Consider the following 16,695-nt stretch of genomic DNA (forward strand, 5'->3'; position numbering starts at 1 on the left):
ACCTGTCATCGTCGTCCCCGGTCATCGTCGACCTCCGGCTCGTGGGAGAGGATCCCGCGCAGCCAGTCGCGGGCCTCGAGGAACACCTCGTCGTCGTAGCGTCGCACGGAGGTGACCGGGCGGCGGTCAGCGCGCGGATACGAGCCGAGGAAGATCACCTTCGGGCTGAAGCGCCGCAGCCCCATCAGCGCGTCGGCGACCCGCTCGTCCTGGACGTGCCCGTCGAGGTCGATGACGAACCGGTACCGGCCCAGGGCGTCGCCGATCGGCCGCGACTGGATCATGCTCAGGTTCACCCCGCGGGTCGCGAACTGCTCGAGCATGTCGAGCAGGGCGCCCGGCTGGTCGGCCGGGAGCTCCGCGATGACGCTGGTCTTGTCGGCGCCGGTCGGCTCGGGCAGCGCGTGCGAGCGCGAGACGTGCACGAAGCGCGTGACGGCGTTCGGGTTGTCGCCGATCCGCTCGGCCAGGACCGCGACGTCGTGGTGGGCGACGATCCCGGGAGGGGCGATGGCCGCGTCCGCCGGCGATCCGCTCAGCAGGTCGACGGTGGCCTGGACGTTGCTCGAGGCGGGCAGGTGCTCGTGGCTGGGGATCTCGCGGTCGAGCCACACCCGGCACTGTCCGTAGGCGACGGGGTGCGCGGCGACGGTGCGCACCTCCTCGAGGCGCGCTCCGGGGCGGCCGACCAGGATGAACGACACCGGCACCAGGTACTCGCCGACGATGCGCAGCCGCGGGATCCGCGCCAGCGCGTCCTGCGCGGCCGTCACTCCGCCCTCGACCGAGTTCTCGATCGCGATCACCGCGCCGTCGCTGCGGCCGGTGACCAGATCGCTCAGCGCCTCCCCCACGTTCGCGACGCTGCGCCACAGCTGTCCGCGCGCCTCCGGGACCTGCGCGAGGGCCGCCTCCGTGAACGTGCCGCTGGGCCCGAGATAGCTGTAGGCACGGGTCTCGGGGGCGCTGTCGGGCATGGCGCAAGCCTAGCCAGCCGCGGTACCCCTGGAGGGGGCCGGACTGCCACTATGGACCGCATGACCGATCGCGCAGGGAAGCCGGCACAGGCCTCCGATCTCATCGACGTCGAGGCCCTCGTGAGGGCGTACTACGAGAAGAAGCCGGACGTCTCCGATCCGGCTCAGAAGGTGGTGTTCGGCACCTCCGGCCACCGCGGATCCTCGTTCGACACGGCCTTCAACGAGGACCACATCGCCGCCGTCACGCAGGCGATCGTCGAGTACCGGACCGAGCAGGGCATCACCGGCCCGCTCTTCATCGGCGCCGACACGCATGGGCTGTCCCGTCCGGCCCTCACCACCGCTCTCGAGGTCCTGGTGGGCAACCAGGTCCGCGTGCTCGTGGACGAGTTCGACGACTTCGTGCCGACCCCGGCGCTCAGCCACGCGATCCTCCGCTACAACAACGACCCCGCGCACACCGACCGGGCCGACGGCATCGTGGTGACCCCCTCGCACAACCCGCCCCGCGACGGCGGCTTCAAGTACAACCCGCCGCACGGCGGCCCCGCCGACTCCGACGCGACCACCTGGATCGCGAACCGGGCCAACGAGCTCATCGCCGACGGCAACCGCGGCGTGACCTCGGCCGAGCCCTCCGCGGTCGAGACCTACGACTACCGCACGCACTACGTCGCAGACCTGGCGAACATCATCGACCTCGACGCGATCCGGAAGGCCGGCGTGCGGATCGGGGCCGACCCCCTCGGCGGCGCCTCCGTGCACTACTGGCAGCTGATCGCCGAGATGCACGGCCTCGACCTGACCGTGGTGAACGGCGAGGTCGACCCGGCCTGGGGCTTCATGACCCTCGACTGGGACGGCAAGATCCGGATGGACCCGTCCTCCCCCAGCGCGATGGCCTCGGTCGTCGCGCGCGCCGGCGACTTCGACATCCTCACCGGCAACGACGCCGACGCGGACCGGCACGGCATCGTCACCCCCGACGGCGGACTGATGAACCCCAACCACTACCTGGCCGTCGCGATCGACTACCTCTACCGCCACCGCACCGGCTGGCGCGAGGACGCGGCGATCGGCAAGACGCTGGTCTCCTCCTCGATCATCGACCGGGTCGCGGAGTCGCTGGGCCGGCGCCTGTGGGAGGTCCCGGTGGGCTTCAAGTGGTTCGTCCCCGGGCTGGTCGACGGATCGGTGGGCTTCGGCGGCGAAGAGTCCGCGGGCGCCTCGTTCCTCCGTTTCGACGGCACCGTCTGGACCACCGACAAGGACGGCATCCTCCTCGCGCTGCTCGCCTCCGAGATCGTGGCGGTCACCGGGAAGAGCCCGTCGGCGCTCTACCGCGAGCTGACCGAGCGCTTCGGCGACCCGGTCTACGAGCGCGTGGACGCGGTGGCGACGAAGGCGCAGAAGGCGGCCCTCGGCAAGCTGGACGGCGACGCGATCGCGGCGACGACCCTCGCCGGCTCCGAGATCATCGCGAAGCTCTCGAAGGCCCCCGGCAACGGCGCGGCCGTCGGAGGCGTCAAGGTCGTCACCGAGGACGCCTGGTTCGCCGCGCGCCCCTCCGGCACCGAGGACGTCTACAAGATCTACGCCGAGAGCTTCCGCGGCCTCGACCACCTGCACGAGGTGCAGGCCGAGGCGCGCACGATCGTGGACGCGGCGCTGAACTCCTAGGCGCTGCGCTCCTCCGTCCGGGCATGAGGTGCCCGAGAATGCTGTGATCCGAGCGGATCGGGAGCATTCTCGGGCACCTCGGTCGTGCCCTGTGGAGAGTGGCGCACTCAGACCCGCGCACGCGGGCACTGTGGGCGCATGCAGCAGGAGGCAGGACCCGGGGACGTCTTCTCGGTCTCGGAGGCGCGCGCCGCGGGAGTGTCCCCCGGAGTCCTTCGCGGACGCCGCTTCAGCACCCCGACCTACGGCATCAGATCGGAGTCGGAGGCGACAGACCTCGTGGACAGGTGCGCTGCGCTCCTCCACCGCCTGGGCGACGCCGCAGTCGTGTGCGGCCCGACCGCCGCACTGCTGTGGGGCGCTCCGCTCCCGCCCGCCTGGGAGGAGCGGTCGGATCTCGACATCGCGGTGGCGGCTCCGCGTCGAGCACCGCACGCGACGGGGATCGCCGGACGGAAGCTGATCCTCCGTTCGGGCGACGTCCTCCTCGGGCGTCGCGGCCGGCTCACCTCGCCGGCTCGGACGTGGTGCGACCTCGGGAACGTTCTCGGTGTCCCGGATCTGGTCGCCGTCGGAGACTCCTTCCTCCACCGTCGACTCGCCACCTCGGAGGACCTGCGATCCGCGGTGGAGAACCACCCCGGTCGCCGTGGTCTCCACACGCTGCGCTCGGCGATCGCGCTGCTCGACGGGCGCGCGGAATCGCGTCCCGAGTCCCTCGTCCGTGTGGCACTGGTCTCCCACGGCATCCGCGGCATCGAGCCCGGCCTCGTCGTCCACGACTCCTCCGGCCGATTCCTCGCGCGTGTCGACCTCTGCATCCGCTGGGCCGGCGTCGTCGTGGAGTACCACGGCGACTACCACCGCGTCGAGCGCGGCCGTTGGCGGAAGGACCGCGCTCGGATGGGGCGCCTCCGCGCAGCGGGCTGGCACGTGATCGAGCTGACCGGCGACGATCTCGCCGACCTGGACGGCGTCGTCGACCTCGTCCGTGCCGCCATCAACAGGTGAGGTGCCCGAGAATGCAGTCGTGTCGCACGAAAAGCTGCATTCTCGGGCACCTCAGCGAGGATTCCGGCGGGCGGGCTACCAGCGCGGGTGGACGGTGGGGCGGAAGTGGGTGTCGTAGAGGGCGTTCACGGCCTCCATGAAGGCGGGGCCGAGGGGCGCGGCGGAGGCGGCGGCCGCGTTGGCGCGGGCCTGCTCGGGCGAGCGGGCGCCGGGGATCACCGAGGTGACGCCCTCCTGCTGGATGATCCAGGCGAGCGCGGCCGCCGCGGGGGCGAGGCCGTGGTCGTCGGCGAGGCGGGAGAACTCCTGCGCGGCCTCCACGCCGGTCGCGAAGTCGACGCCCGAGAAGGTCTCGCCGACGTCGAACGCGGAGCCGTCGCGGTTGTAGCTGCGGTGGTCCTCCGGGGCGAACACGGTCTCGGTCGTGTAGCGGCCGCTGAGCAGGCCCGAGGCGAGCGGGACGCGCGCGAGGACGCCGACGCCGGCCTCGCGGGCGGCGGGCAGCACCTCGTCGAGCGGCTTCAGGCGGAACGCGTTCAGGATGATCTGGACGCTCGCGACGTTCGGACGGGCGATGGCGGTCAGCGCCTCCTCCGTGCGCTCGACCGAGACGCCGTAGGCCGCGATCGCGCCCTCCGCGACGAGAGTGTCGAGGGCGTCGTAGACGGCGTCGTCGGAGTAGACGGAGGTGGGCGGGCAGTGCAGCTGCACCAGGTCGAGGGTGTCGACGCCGAGGTTGGCGCGCGAGCGGTCGGTCCAGGCGCGGAAGTTGTCGAGCACGTAGTTGGCGGGGATCTGCTCCGCGCGGCGGCCCATCTTGGTGGCGACGAAGACCTGCGCGTCGGGGTGCGCCGCGCGGTAGGCGCCGATCGTCCGCTCGCTGCGGCCGTCGCCGTAGACGTCGGCGGTGTCGAAGAGGGTGACCCCCGACTCCACCGCGGCGTCGAGCACGGCGAGGGCGTCGGTCTCGGCGACGTCCCCCCAGTCGGCACCGAGCTGCCAGGTTCCGAGGCCGACGACGGAGACGGGGGCGCCGGTGCGTCCGAGGATTCGAGTTTCCATGCCCCCACCGTAGGTGCGGCCGAGCCCGCGGCGGACCCCCTTGCGCGTGCTCTAACGTCGAGGGCATGCCCCTCCTCGTGCTCGGAAGCGCCAACCTCGACCACGTCCACCGGGTCGCCCGGATCCCCGCTCCGGGAGAGACGGCGCTCGCCCTCGACGCGAGCACCTTCCCGGGCGGCAAGGGCCTCAACCAGGCCGTCGCGGCCGCACGGACCGAGCCCGGCACCGTCTTCGTCACGAGCCTCGGCCGCGACTCGGCGGGAGACCGGCTCGCCGCGGTCCTCGGCGAGGAGCCGCTGGAGCTGCGCGCCCGCCGCGGCGACGTCCGCACCGGCACCGCGCAGATCACCGTGGACGAGCGCGGCGAGAACGCGATCGTCGTCGACTCCGGTGCCAACGCCGCCCTGGTCGAGCTGACCGCCGAGGAGTCGGCCCTGGTGGCGGCGGCCGACGCCCTGCTCCTGCAGCTCGAGATCCCGACCGCGACGGTGACGGAGGCGGCCCGCGCCGCGCGCGCCGGCGGCACGGTGTCGATCCTGAACGCCGCCCCGATCGGCCCGCTGCCGGAGGAGCTCCTCGCGGTGCTCGACGTGCTGATCGTCAACGAGCACGAGGCCCGCGAGCTCGCCGCCGATCGCGGCATCACCGCCGCCGACGACGACGCGCTCGCCGCGGCCCTCACCGCGCTGGTCCCGCTCGTGCTGGTCACCCTCGGCTCCGACGGCGTCGTCGTGGCGGTCCGCGACCGCGAGACGGTGCGCACTCCGGCCTTCCGGGTGGAGGCCGTGGACACCACCGGCGCGGGCGACACCTTCTGCGGCGCCTTCTCGGCCCGGCTCGCCGCCTCCGGAGCACGGCTGGACGACCCGGAGCAGCTGGTCGCCCTCACCCGCTGGGCGAGCGCGGCCGCGGCGATCTCGGTCACCCGCGCCGGAGCGGCGGTGTCCGCGCCGACGGCGGCCGAGACGGACGCGTTCCTCGCCGAGCGCGCCTGAGCGAGGGCTCCGGGGAGACGGCGCCGTCACGGTCCTCGGGCGGCTCGCAGCACCGTCGCTCCGGGAGGCCGGGTGCACTCCGGAGGAGGGGAGCACGGCAGCGGGGAGTACGGGTCCGCACCTCGCGAGAGGAGCCCCGACCTGCGAGCAGCCGGGTCCGCCGGGCGGTCCGCCTAGTCGATCGCGGCGACCCGGACGGTCACCCGCGGCCGCAGCCCCGGATGCACCCGGACGCACCACTCGCGCACCGCGGCTCCGATCGCGCGGGCCACGTCCGGCGCGGACGCCTCCGCGGTCACGCAGAGGTCGACGGCCACGGACACCTCGTCCCCCGCGACGCGGACCAGGACCGGATCGGCGAACGTGCCGCCGCTCGCGGTGCCCAGCGGCTCGACCACGATCCCGGTCGCGCTCAGCGCGGTCGCCGCGTGCGCGAGCACGTCGCGCACCTCGGGCTTGGCCGGCATCAGGGTCGCGACGCCGTCCAGGGCGCGCAGCTCCGCGGCGAGCGCGGACACCGGATCGACCGGGGCCGCCGCCTCGAGGCCGCTCACGACTCCCCCGTCCCGGGGACGTAGACGTCCTCCACGCGGACGTCGATCCTCGACACCCGCAGCTCGGTCTGGGTCAGCAGCCGCGAGTGCACGCGCTCGCGCACCTGCTGGGCCGCCTCGGCGATCGGCACCCCCCAGAAGACCGAGATCGTCAGCTCCACCACGACCTCCGCGCCCGGCTCGGCGATGTCGCCGACCAGGCGGCAGCGGCCGACCAGCACGCCGGCGACGCTGTCGCCCGCCTCGCGCACGAGTCCGCGGACCGCTCCCTCGGTGATCGTGAGCGCCACGTCGGGCTGGACGCTCGCCAGCGGGATGTCGCGTCCGGCCCGCGACTCGCGGCGCACCTGGGTGAGGATCGAGCCGAACCAGCTCTCCTCCGGCGCGGGCAGGCGTGCGGCGTCGTCGTCGATGAGCGCGCCGGAGAGGGCGCGCACGCGCTCGAGGGCGCGCAGAGTGCGCCGGTGCTCCGGCGACTCCTCGATGGCGGGGTCGTACGGCGTGCGCCCGCGGTCGAGGTAGTCGCTCAGCTCGTCGATGCCGATGCCGTCGCCCTCCTGCTCCGTCGCGTCCGCCTCGGGCGCGGGCGGCAGCACGACGTCGTGCTCCCCCGCGCGCTCCGGCCCGTCGCCGGGACCCTGGTCCGCGTTCATCGCGTCTGCTCCCTCATCGCCAGTCCTCCATCGCCACGACCAGCGACTCGCGCGCGCGGGCGAGCTTGCCCCGCACGGCGGTCACCGTGAGACCGAGGTGATCGGCGATCTCGTTGTACGACTCCCCGCCGACCTCGCGCAGCACCCAGCACTGCCGCTGCGACTCCGGCAGCTCGGACAGGGCGTGCGCGAGAGCCCGCATAGCGTCGCTCTGCTCGGCGGCCTCGAACGGGCCGGGCTCTCGGGCCGGGGGATGCTCCACGGCGTCGACGTCGTCGGTCGGGCGGCGCTGGCGCAGCAGGTCGACGCTGGAGCGGCTGACGATCCGCATCATCCAGCTGCGCACGCTCGCCGGCTCCTTGAGCTGCGGGAGCTGCGCCCAGACCGTGATCAGCGCGTTCTGCACGGCGTCGGAGGCGTCCGCCTGCGAGCCCGTCAGCCGCCACGCGTAGGCACGGAGGATCGACTGGTGCCGCTTGACGAGGACCTCGAAGGCGCGCACGTCGCCCTCCGCGGAGCGCTCGGCGAGCAGCGCATCGCTCGCCGCTTCCAGTCCGGGCACGGCACCTCCTCCCTCTCCGCTCACGCGGCCTCGGGCCGCCTCTCAGGTGACGCTCAGGAAAAAGTCCGCCGAGCACCGTGACGAACGCCGTCCGGGCTCCGTCTCACTCATGAAAGCACAGCCCGACCGGATTTCCGCCGGGCCTTCGACCCCGGTCTGCTCAGCAACGGCAGCCGATGAGACGTCCAGGAGACCTCATGAGCGACACCACGCGCACCCCCTCCACCACCCGCGTCGACAAGACCCCCGTCGACACGGTCACGAGCCTCGGCGGCTCGCGGACCTCCGGCACCGCCCAGGGCACCACGGTCATCGACGACAGCGTCGTGGCCAAGGTCGCCGGCATCGCGGCCCGCCAGGTGCCCGGCGTCTTCGCCCTCGGCAACAACGCCGCCCGTGCCTTCGGCGCGATCCGCCAGGCCGTCGGCGGCGCCGACCACGCCCAGGGCGTGAGCGTCGAGGTCGGCGAGACCCAGGTCGCGGCCGACGTCACCATCGTCGTCGAGTACCCCGTGCCCATGCAGAAGGTCGCCGACTCCGTCCGCGCCGCCGTCTCCGAGGCCATCACCGAGCTGGTCGGCATGACCGTCGCCGAGATCAACGTCGCCGTCGTCGACGTGCACATCCCCGGTGACGACAAGGGCGACGAGTCGACCGAGAGCCGCGTCCGATGAGCGACTTCCAGCGCCCCGCGCCCACCGCCCCCGGCGGCCGCAGCACCGTCCTCGGCGTCGTGGTCGGCGCGATCCTCGCCTTCGCGGCCCTGATGTTCGGCTTCTGGGGCTTCGTCCTCACCGCCCTGTTCATGGCCCTCGGCGTCGTGATCGCCCGCATCGCCGACGGCACCCTCGACGTGCGCAGCCTCGTGGACGTGTTCCGCGGCCGCACCACCTCCCGCTAGGAGCCCACCGTGACCGCTCTCGACACGCATCCCGCATCGCCGGTGGCGGGCACCGTCACCATCACCGTGCGCTCCATCGAGCGCGCCGCCGTGGCGATCGTCCACGAGGAGCTGGGCGTGGAGGTCTCCGCGATCCGCGTCCGCCTCTCCGACGACCGGGGCGGCCTCGCCCTCGCGGTGACCGCGCCGGTCGTCGTCGAGCCGGGCGCCTCCCCGTCCGGCGGCTCCCTGCTCGAGCGCCTGCACGGCGACCGCACCCGCATCGCCTCCCGCATGGAGGCGCTGACCGGCCGCACCGTCAGCCGGATCGACATCCGGGTCACGGGCACCCGCACCCGAAGCACGAGGAGAGTCGCATGAGCCCCGCACCGTCGGCGCCCGACACCCGCTACAGCCGCTACCTCCGCCGCGAGACCCACAAGTCCCGCTCCGCCGCGCAGATCGTCGTCCTGGTGCTCATCGCCCTGGTCGCGGCGTACGTCGGCACGGAGGCGGTGCTCGCGATCCTCGGCGCCGCGCCTCTGCTCGTCGCGCCGTCCGCCCTGCTGGGCGCGATCGTCGGAGTCGCGTCGCTGGCGAACCCCGCCCTCATCGGCGTGGCCGTCGGCGCGGGAGTCCTCGCTCTCGTCCTGCTGGTGCTCGCCCTGGCGCCCGGCGTCCGGGCCCGCCACACCGTGGACGACGACCGCCTCGCCGTGGTCGTGGACGACGGCGTGATCGCCTCCTCCCTTGCCCGCGCAGCCCGCACGGCCGCCCACTCCCGGCGCGAGGACACCCGCGCCTCGCTCGGTCGGCGCACCGCACTGGTCGAGGTGACCCCCGCCTCCGGCATCGCGGTCGACCGCGACGCCGTGCAGAGTGCCGTCGACGAGGAGCTCGCCCGCATCGGCGCGAAGCCCGCCCCGCGCTCCACCGTCCGCGTCTCGACCTCCGGGAGGATCTGATGACCACGAGCAACCGCTTCGTCAACCGGCTCGTCCTGCTCGTCGTGGGCCTCGTGCTCGCGCTGGTCAGCGCCGGTGCCGTGCTGGTCGCCGTCTCGCAGCCGGTCCGCGACTCCGTCCTCTCCTTCGCCGACGGCGAGGGCGCGGCTCTGGTGTCGCGGCTGTCCCCCAAAGAGGGCACCGTCTGGAGCGATGCAGCCGTCCTCTGGCCGCTCTACGCCGTCGTCGGGATCTGCCTGCTGGGCATCGTCCTCGCGCTGGCGATGGCCTTCGCCCACGGTCACGGCCGCACCGGCACCGTCCTCCGCGACGAGGCCGAGGGCACGCCCGCCGGAGGGATCGAGATCGCGACCGGCTTCGCCGAGGACGTCCTCGAGACGGCTCTCGCCGGGCGGACGGAGCTCCTCGACGTCACCGTCGCGGCCTACCGCCACGGATCCGAGACGGCGCTGAAGGTGCGCGTCCTCCCCCGCGGCGGCGTCTCGCCCCGCACCGTGGTCGACGCCGTGCACCAGGAGGTCGACGCGCTCGACGCCCTGCTCGGCGCCCGCCTGCCGGTCCTGCTCGAGGTCGCCTCGAGCGCCCGCGCCGGCTTCTCCAAGGAGGACCGGGTCGCCTGACCCCGGTCCCGCAGCTTCCCCGGCATCCGCCGGCGGATGGTCACACCGAACAGAAGGAGCCCCTCATGGGTGCAGACGACAAGATCCGCAACGCAGCCGAGAACCTGGTCGGCAAGGCCAAGGAGGCCGTCGGCAAGCTGACGGACAACGAGCGCCTCGAGGCCGAGGGCCAGGCCGACCAGACCAAGGCCCACACCAAGAAGGTCGGCGAGGACGTCAAGGACGTCTTCAAGAAGTGAGCTGACCGGAACCTCGACGGGGCCGTCACCGCATCAGCGGTGGCGGCCCCGTCGTCGTGCGTGGTGCGTGGTGCGTCAGACGCCCCAGAACATGATCCGGCCGGCGGAGGCCGCGTCGATGCTCTGGTCGTGGTTGTCGGCGGTGTGCGAGGAGTAGAGGATCCTGTCGCCGTCGACGCTGGTCACGACGCCCGTGTGGTCCCAGTCGCCCGAGCCGTCCCAGTCGAACTGGATGATGTCGCCCGGCTTCACGCGGCTCCGCTCGGAGTCGGGGATCGCGGTCGCGCGCTCGGGGTGCGCGCCGAGGTAGTCGTTGAACGCGGTCGACGACGCCCAGGCGGAGCTGTAGCCGCCGGAGGAGGAGTAGCTCCACTCGCCGTCCATCTCCCAGCCGCGGGCGATCAGCGACTGCGAGGTGAAGTTGACGCAGTCGTTGCCCGAGATCACGCCGTACTGGGCCGAGTTGTAGTCGTTCCAGTAGGTGGAGAGGTAGTCGAGCTGCGAGGCCAGGCGGCTCGCGTCCAGCGCGGCCTGGGCCTTCGCGGCCTCGATCGCCGGGTCGGGCGTGTAGGCGAAGGTGATCGCCGAGGCGACGACCTTGGTGCTGGCGAGCACGCCGGTCGCGGCGGGGCTGGGAGTGGCGGTCGCGGTCGGGGCGGCGAGGTCGGTCGAGGCCTCGGCCGTCGTGCCCTCCGCGGTGCCCGACGTGTCGACGGCGGGCTGCACCGCGTCGGCCGGGGTCCCGTCGACGGTGACCGCCGCAGCGGAGTCGGTGACCGCGTCGAACGTGATGGCCTGACCGTCGGCGTCGAAGAAGGCGACCGGCACCTCCCCCGCGGCCTCTCCGTCGGCGGGAGGCGCGGTGACCGTGATCTGGTCGGGGTTGTCGACGGCGACACTGCCCTCGGCCTCGCCGAAGCGGACGGTGGCGACCGAGTCCAGGTTCGATCCCTCGAGCGTCACGCTCGTGCCGCCGGCGACGGTGCCGGAGGTGGTGGAGACGGAGCTGAGGACGACCCGGGCGGAGGCGGTGGTCGCGGGGAGCACGGCGACGCTGGTCGAGGTCGGAGCGGCGGACGGCGTCGCGGTGGCCGATCCGGCCGAGGAGCCGGTGCCGACGGTGAGGCTGAGGCTCGACGCGACGGCCACGACGACGAGCCCGCCGGAGACGGCGAGCGCCAGCGTGCGCGGGGACGGGCGGAAGAAGGAGGCTCCGCGGCGGGCGGGTGCGGAGCGGAGCCGGTGCCCCTCCGCTTCGCGCCGGTCGCGGCGGGACGGGAACGACTCCTCGGGGGCCGGGTGCACCGGGGCGGGAGCGGAGGGTCGCGCGGCGGCCGCGGGAGCGGCGGGCCGGATGCGGCCCTCGCGCTCGCGGGCCTCGCGACGGGTCAGCGGAGCGCCGGGGGTCGGCGCGGGAGTCGCGGGGTGGTCGGCGGGCACGGTGGAGCGGGTGGAGCGAGGGGGCACAGAGAGGTCTCACGGGTCGGCGGCTCGGCGGGGGACCGGGCTCGGGAGCAGGGGAAGCGGCTATGTCACCAGGCGGGGGTGGGAGACCCGTAGGACGGGCCTCTGAAAGCGCTCCGAATAACAGTACGGTAACGAGCGGCGCGTGTCACGCCCGATCGTGTCCGTCTGTGATCGCTAGATCGCCTAGGAAGTGGTTCCCGGCGCGTAATCGGGCGCATCCGGAAGGCCGAAGAAGCGCTCGAGCGTCTCGATGCCGGAGTCGTGCAGGTAGCCGGAGAGCGGGGTCCCGACGTACCGCAGGTGGTACGGCTCAGACTCGTACCCCGTGATCGGAGTGGTGTCGGGCTTGTAGCGCACGAGGAAGCCGAAGCGGTGGGCGTTGGCGCCGACCCACTGCCCCTCCGGAGTGTCGCCCCAGCAGATCTCGAGCGCGCAGGCGCCCGACACGCCCACCACGTCGACCGCCCAGCCGGTCTGGTGCTCGCTGTGCCCCGGGCGGGCACTCGTCGCATCCGCTCCCGCCTGCCCGCGCGAGGACACCCAGCCCGCGTAGACGCTGACCTGGGTGTCGTAGGAGCGGTAGGCGCTCTGCACGGCCAGCGAGAGGCCGGCCTCGGAGCTGGCGGCGGCGACGAGCGGGACGAGGGCGTCCGCGGTCGCCTGGCGCATCGGCTGGCGGTTGACGTAGGGCACGTCGGGGAAGGTCAGGTCGGCGGGGACGTAGTCGACCGGCGCGAGCGTCCGCAGCTTGTTGACGACGACCCAGGTGCTCGCCGGGTCATCGACGGACTGCGCGGTGAGGTCGATCCCGGAGGCGGTGGGAGCAGGGGTCGGCGTGGGGGTGGTGGTCGGCTCCGCTGTGGGAGCCGAGGTGGTCGCGGCGGTGGAGGGCGACGGAGCGGGCGGCGCCGTCGAGGGGGTCGGCGAGGGCGCCGCTGCACCGTTCCCGATGGCGGCTCCGACCCCCAGCGCGGTCAGGCCCGCCGCGGCGGCCACACCCCCGATCACCAGGGCTCTGCGGCGGACGGAGTGCCCATCGGTCGGCTCGTTCTCGTTCGACGTCATCCTCCGAGCCTAGACAGACCCGTTCCTGCGCATCTGCTGAAGCACCGGCGATCGGTTCTGTCCACCCGTGCCCCTCCACGCGGGTCGCGCATATCCTCTAAGGATTCACATAAGCGGACCCCCTAGCTTGAGTGACAGCCACGACTCCGCGTGCGACCGCCCCCTCGGCCGCACGGCCCCCCACGGAGCCGTCGATGGAAGGACCCCATGCTCCGACCCCTCACCGCACCCTCCGTCCCTCTCGCCGCCCTCGCGCGGACGCTCGAGATCGCGGACGAGGGCGGCCTGACGGCCGAGATCAGCGGAGTGACGCTGATCGCCTCCGACGTCGAGCCCGGCGACCTCTTCGTCGCCCTGCCCGGGGTCAACCGCCACGGAGCCGAGTTCGTCGAGCAGGCCGTGGCACGCGGCGCGTCCGCCGTGCTGACCGACACCGCGGGCGCCGACGCCGCGCGCGCGACCGGTCTGCCCGTCCTCGTGGTCGACGACCCCCGCTCCCGTCTGGGCGCCGTGGCCGCCGCCGTCTACGGGACGGCCGAGCGCTCCCCCGTGCTGCTCGGTGTCACCGGCACCAACGGCAAGACGTCGACCGTGCACATGCTCGAGGGGATCCTCCGCCAGCTCGGCGTCGTGCCCGGCCTCAGCTCGACCGCGGAGCGCCACATCGGCGACACCTCGGTGACCAGCGGACTGACCACCCCGGAGGCGACGGAGCTGCACGCGCTCGTCGCCCGCATGGAGGAGGAGGGCGTCGGCGCGGCCGCCATCGAGGTCAGCGCCCAGGCCCTTACCCGCCACCGCGTCGACGGCGTGGTCTTCGACGTCGCCGGCTTCACGAACCTCAGCCACGACCACCTCGACGACTACGGCGACATGGACACCTACTTCGGCGAGAAGGCGCAGCTCTTCCAGCCCGATCGCGCGCGCCGGGCCGTCGTCTCGCTCGACTCCCCCGCGGGCGCGCGCCTCGTCGAGGTCGCCGGAGTGCCGGTCACCACGATCACCTCCCTCCCGGGCGTCGACGCCGACTGGACCGTGACGGTGCTCGAGCAGGAGTTCGGCCGCACCCGCTTCCGGATCGGGAACCGCGAGGGCCGTGCCATCACGACCTCCGTGCCGATCATCGGCACCCACATGGCGGCCAACGCCGGGCTGGCGATCGTGATGCTGATCGAGTCCGGTCGGCCGATCGGCGAGATCCGCGCCGCGCTGCACCGCGACGGCGGAGTCGACGCCTCCCTCCCCGGCCGCACCGAGCGCGTCTCGGGCGACCGCGGCCCCACGGTGTACGTCGACTTCGGCCACAGCGCCGACGCCTTCGCTCGCACCCTGGAGGCCGTCCGCGAGGTCACTCCCGGCCGCGTGATCATGGTGTTCGGCGCCGACGGCGACCGGGACGCGCTCAAGCGCCCGGCGATGGCCGAAGCCGCCGTCCGGGGCAGCGACGTGCTGGTCGTCACCGACCACCACCCGCGCTTCGAGGACCCGGCCTCGATCCGGCGCACCCTCGTCGACGCCGCCCGCGCCGCACGTCCGGACGCCGAGATCCACGAGGTCGACGACCCCAAGCGCGCCATCCGCGTCGCCGTCTCCCTGGCGCACGAGGGCGACGCCGTCCTCTGGGCCGGCCCCGGGCACCAGAACTACCGCGACATCCTCGGCGTGCGCACGCCGTACTCGGCCCGAGCCGAGGCCCGCGCAGCGCTCCGCGAGGCCGGCTGGGCGGACGAGGCGGTCCCCGCTCCGGCCTGAGGCATCGCCCCGGCACGGCGGCCCTGAGATCCCGTTCAGGCTCGCCGGACGCCCTGTCGCGCTCTCCGCACGCGGTGTAACTTTGCGCAGCACGCAACGTTTGCGGCGGATCGCCGTGCCTGGACGCGTCCGCCAGACAAGGGGACCACCGTGGCCGACTCCGCCTCCGCTCCATCCGCTCCGACCTCGACGCCGTCCGGCGCCGTGATGTCGCACCGGCAGATCCTGTTCGTCATCTTCGGCCTGATGGCGGGGATGTTCCTCTCCTCGCTCGACCAGACCATCGTCGGCACCTCGATGCGCACCATCGCGGACGACCTCGACGGCCTCTCGCAGCAGGCGTGGGTGACCACCGCCTACCTGATCGTCTCGACGATCGCGACGCCGATCTACGGCAAGCTCTCCGACATCTTCGGACGCCGCCCGCTCTACCTGATCGCGATCGTGCTGTTCCTGATCGGCTCGACGCTCGCCGGCTTCTCGACCTCGATGCTCGGACTCGCCGGCTTCCGCGCCGTGCAGGGCCTCGGCGCTGGCGGGCTCATGTCGCTCGCGCTCACGGTGATGGGCGACATCCTGCCCCCGCGCGAGCGCGCCAAGTACCAGGGCTACTTCCTGGCCGTCTTCGGGATCTCCAGCGTCGTCGGACCGCTCATCGGCGGCCTGCTCGCCGGCACCCCCGAGATCCTCTTCATCACCGGCTGGCGCTGGGTCTTCCTGATCAACCTGCCGATCGGCGCCGTCGCGCTCTTCATCGTCGTGCGGTTCCTCCACCTGCCCAAGCCCGCCGGCAAGCGCTCGGTGCGGATCGACTGGTGGGGCGCCTCCCTCGTCGTCATCGCCGCGGGCCCGCTGCTGCTGATCGCGGAGCAGGGCCGCGAGTGGGGCTGGGGCTCGCCGATCGCGTGGGTCTGCTACATCGTCGGCGCGCTGGGCATCATCGGCTTCATCGCCGCAGAGCGGATGATGGGCGACGACGCGCTCATCCCCCTCAAGCTCTTCCGCTCGCCGACCTTCTCGATGGCGACCGTGCTGGGCGTCCTCGTCGGCTTCGGCATGTTCGGCGGCATGATGGCGATCCCGCTGTACCTGCAGCTGGTGAACGGCGCCACGCCGACCGAGTCCGGCTTCCTGATGCTGCCGATGATCCTCGGCCTGATGATCGCCTCGATCGTCTCGGGTCAGATCATCTCGCGCACGGGCCGCTACCGCGCCTTCCCGATCGTCGGCACCTTCCTGATGTCGGCCGCGTTCTTCTACTTCACCTTCGTGACGATCGACAAGCCGGTGATCTTCATGATGGGCGGGATGCTGATGCTGGGCCTCGGGCTCGGGCAGATGATGCAGACCCTCACCCTGGCCTCGCAGAACTCGGTCGACGTGGCGAACATGGGAGTCGCGACCAGCGCCTCCACGTTCTTCCGCCAGATCGGCGGCACCCTGGGCACCGCCGTGATCTTCTCGGTGCTGTTCAGCCGCATCCCCGACACCATCGCCGCGGCCTTCAAGAACCCGGCGCTCGCGGCGGATCTGCAGCGGGCCGCCACCGATCCGGCCGTCGCCGCGGACCCGGCCAACGCCGGGATCCTGAAGCTGCTGCAGTCGCAGGACACCGCCGCGATCGGCTCCGCGCTCGACGGCGACACCTCGTTCCTGAACACCGCGGACCGCGCCCTGTCGGCACCGTTCCTGACCGGGTTCAACGACGCGACCGTGACCGTGTTCCAGGTCGCGCTGGGTGTGGTCCTGCTGGCTTTCGTGCTCTCGTGGTTCCTCAAGACCCCGCCGCTGCGGGCGAAGTCGGCCATGCAGGAGGCGCACGACCTCGCGGCCGAGGACAGCGCGGAGGAGCTGCGCCGCACGGACCCGCAGCTGGCCGCGCGCGCCGGGGCCGACCTGGCCGCGGGCAGCATCGAGCCGGACGTCCGGACGGACTCGATCAGCACCGCTCCTCCCCGCGACGGGCACGGCGCCCACCGGGCCTGATCGGGAGGCGCCGGCCGCCCGCGTCCTGCGCTCCCGCCCTCTGCTCCGGGGCGCCGCCTCCCCGCCCGGACCCCGCCCTCATCGCGGTGTCCGGGCGGGGAGGCGGCGCCTCGTGGTCGTCCAGGGCGGGATGTCCCGCGTTCCGGGGCGAGAGAGCGCTCCACCAGGGCTCTAGGATGGTCGGACCGCTGCCGAAGGAGTCCGCAATGAGCGCCGCCCCCACC

The 16,695-nt window shown here is 73.0% G+C and carries 18 protein-coding genes; 11 read left to right on the forward strand and 7 right to left on the reverse strand.

Features of this window, described 5'->3' with window-relative positions:
• Positions 1 to 5: 5 nt before the first annotated feature.
• Positions 6 to 977: a prephenate dehydratase gene (pheA, locus tag C5D44_RS11645; RefSeq protein ID WP_104281728.1), complete on the reverse strand. Its 972-nt coding sequence runs from the start codon at positions 975 to 977 to the stop codon at positions 6 to 8.
• Between the two features lie 60 nt (positions 978 to 1,037).
• Between pheA and pgm the strand changes: the two genes are divergently transcribed.
• Entirely contained in the window at positions 1,038 to 2,660 is a 1,623-nt protein-coding gene (gene pgm / locus C5D44_RS11650; protein ID WP_104277024.1) for a phosphoglucomutase (alpha-D-glucose-1,6-bisphosphate-dependent), read from the forward strand.
• A gap of 138 nt (positions 2,661 to 2,798) precedes the next feature.
• Positions 2,799 to 3,671 (forward strand): endonuclease domain-containing protein, encoded by an 873-nt coding sequence (locus tag C5D44_RS11655; RefSeq protein WP_104281729.1) that lies wholly within the window; start codon positions 2,799 to 2,801, stop codon positions 3,669 to 3,671.
• Between the two features lie 75 nt (positions 3,672 to 3,746).
• Here C5D44_RS11655 and C5D44_RS11660 read toward each other — a convergent pair whose 3' ends face one another.
• Positions 3,747 to 4,733 carry an aldo/keto reductase gene (locus tag C5D44_RS11660; RefSeq protein WP_104276982.1) on the reverse strand — a complete coding sequence of 329 codons (987 nt, stop codon included), beginning with the start codon at positions 4,731 to 4,733 and terminating at the stop codon, positions 3,747 to 3,749.
• A 65-nt stretch (positions 4,734 to 4,798) separates the two neighbouring features.
• Between C5D44_RS11660 and C5D44_RS11665 the strand changes: the two genes are divergently transcribed.
• Positions 4,799 to 5,728 (forward strand): ribokinase, encoded by a 930-nt coding sequence (locus C5D44_RS11665; protein ID WP_104281730.1) that lies wholly within the window; start codon positions 4,799 to 4,801, stop codon positions 5,726 to 5,728.
• Positions 5,729 to 5,901: 173 nt separating this feature from the next.
• On the opposite strand, the gene C5D44_RS11670 is transcribed toward C5D44_RS11665, so the two are convergent.
• The 3 genes from C5D44_RS11670 to C5D44_RS11680 are packed head-to-tail and all read right to left on the reverse strand — an operon-like array spanning position 5,902 to position 7,497.
• Entirely contained in the window at positions 5,902 to 6,282 is a 381-nt protein-coding gene (locus C5D44_RS11670; RefSeq protein WP_104276980.1) for a hypothetical protein, read from the reverse strand.
• Positions 6,279 to 6,935 carry an Asp23/Gls24 family envelope stress response protein gene (locus C5D44_RS11675; RefSeq protein WP_104281731.1) on the reverse strand — a complete coding sequence of 219 codons (657 nt, stop codon included), beginning with the start codon at positions 6,933 to 6,935 and terminating at the stop codon, positions 6,279 to 6,281. The genes C5D44_RS11670 and C5D44_RS11675 overlap by 4 nt, the downstream gene beginning before the upstream one ends.
• 13 nt (positions 6,936 to 6,948) lie before the next feature.
• The gene (locus C5D44_RS11680; RefSeq protein WP_104224956.1) at positions 6,949 to 7,497 is read right to left on the reverse strand and encodes an RNA polymerase sigma factor; all 549 of its coding nucleotides are present in this window, start codon (positions 7,495 to 7,497) and stop codon (positions 6,949 to 6,951) included.
• 197 nt (positions 7,498 to 7,694) lie between these two features.
• On the opposite strand from C5D44_RS11680, the gene C5D44_RS11685 reads away from it, so the two are divergent.
• The 6 genes from C5D44_RS11685 (at position 7,695) to C5D44_RS11710 (ending at position 10,201) form a co-directional block, all read left to right on the forward strand.
• Positions 7,695 to 8,171, forward strand: coding sequence for an Asp23/Gls24 family envelope stress response protein (locus tag C5D44_RS11685; RefSeq protein WP_104276978.1), 477 nt, complete (start codon positions 7,695 to 7,697; stop codon positions 8,169 to 8,171).
• A complete protein-coding gene (locus C5D44_RS11690; RefSeq protein WP_104224954.1) occupies positions 8,168 to 8,398 on the forward strand; it encodes a DUF2273 domain-containing protein in 231 nt (76 codons plus the stop codon). The genes C5D44_RS11685 and C5D44_RS11690 overlap by 4 nt, the downstream gene beginning before the upstream one ends.
• Positions 8,399 to 8,407: 9 nt before the next feature.
• Positions 8,408 to 8,758, forward strand: coding sequence for a hypothetical protein (locus tag C5D44_RS11695; RefSeq protein WP_104281732.1), 351 nt, complete (start codon positions 8,408 to 8,410; stop codon positions 8,756 to 8,758).
• Positions 8,755 to 9,342 (forward strand): DUF6286 domain-containing protein, encoded by a 588-nt coding sequence (locus tag C5D44_RS11700; RefSeq protein WP_104281733.1) that lies wholly within the window; start codon positions 8,755 to 8,757, stop codon positions 9,340 to 9,342. Before C5D44_RS11695 ends, C5D44_RS11700 begins: the two co-directional genes overlap by 4 nt.
• On the forward strand, positions 9,342 to 9,962 hold the full coding sequence (locus tag C5D44_RS11705; protein WP_104281734.1) for a hypothetical protein: 621 nt from the start codon (positions 9,342 to 9,344) through the stop codon (positions 9,960 to 9,962). The genes C5D44_RS11700 and C5D44_RS11705 overlap by 1 nt, the downstream gene beginning before the upstream one ends.
• 65 nt (positions 9,963 to 10,027) lie before the next feature.
• Positions 10,028 to 10,201, forward strand: coding sequence for a CsbD family protein (locus C5D44_RS11710; RefSeq protein WP_104226788.1), 174 nt, complete (start codon positions 10,028 to 10,030; stop codon positions 10,199 to 10,201).
• A gap of 75 nt (positions 10,202 to 10,276) precedes the next feature.
• On the opposite strand, the gene C5D44_RS11715 is transcribed toward C5D44_RS11710, so the two are convergent.
• Together C5D44_RS11715 and C5D44_RS11720 are read right to left on the reverse strand one after the other, a co-directional pair.
• Positions 10,277 to 11,668, reverse strand: coding sequence for an amidase domain-containing protein (locus C5D44_RS11715; RefSeq protein ID WP_104281735.1), 1,392 nt, complete (start codon positions 11,666 to 11,668; stop codon positions 10,277 to 10,279).
• 183 nt (positions 11,669 to 11,851) lie between these two features.
• Positions 11,852 to 12,733, reverse strand: a complete 882-nt coding sequence (locus tag C5D44_RS11720; protein ID WP_104281736.1) for a D-alanyl-D-alanine carboxypeptidase family protein — start codon at positions 12,731 to 12,733, stop codon at positions 11,852 to 11,854.
• Positions 12,734 to 12,940: 207 nt separating this feature from the next.
• Between C5D44_RS11720 and C5D44_RS11725 the strand changes: the two genes are divergently transcribed.
• Entirely contained in the window at positions 12,941 to 14,485 is a 1,545-nt protein-coding gene (locus C5D44_RS11725; protein ID WP_104276972.1) for a Mur ligase family protein, read from the forward strand.
• A gap of 207 nt (positions 14,486 to 14,692) precedes the next feature.
• Positions 14,693 to 16,471 (forward strand): MDR family MFS transporter, encoded by a 1,779-nt coding sequence (locus tag C5D44_RS11730; RefSeq protein WP_104277023.1) that lies wholly within the window; start codon positions 14,693 to 14,695, stop codon positions 16,469 to 16,471.
• Positions 16,472 to 16,695: the final 224 nt, after the last annotated feature.

The organism is Rathayibacter sp. AY1B5 (assembly GCF_002932795.1).
GTDB lineage: Bacteria > Actinomycetota > Actinomycetes > Actinomycetales > Microbacteriaceae > Rathayibacter.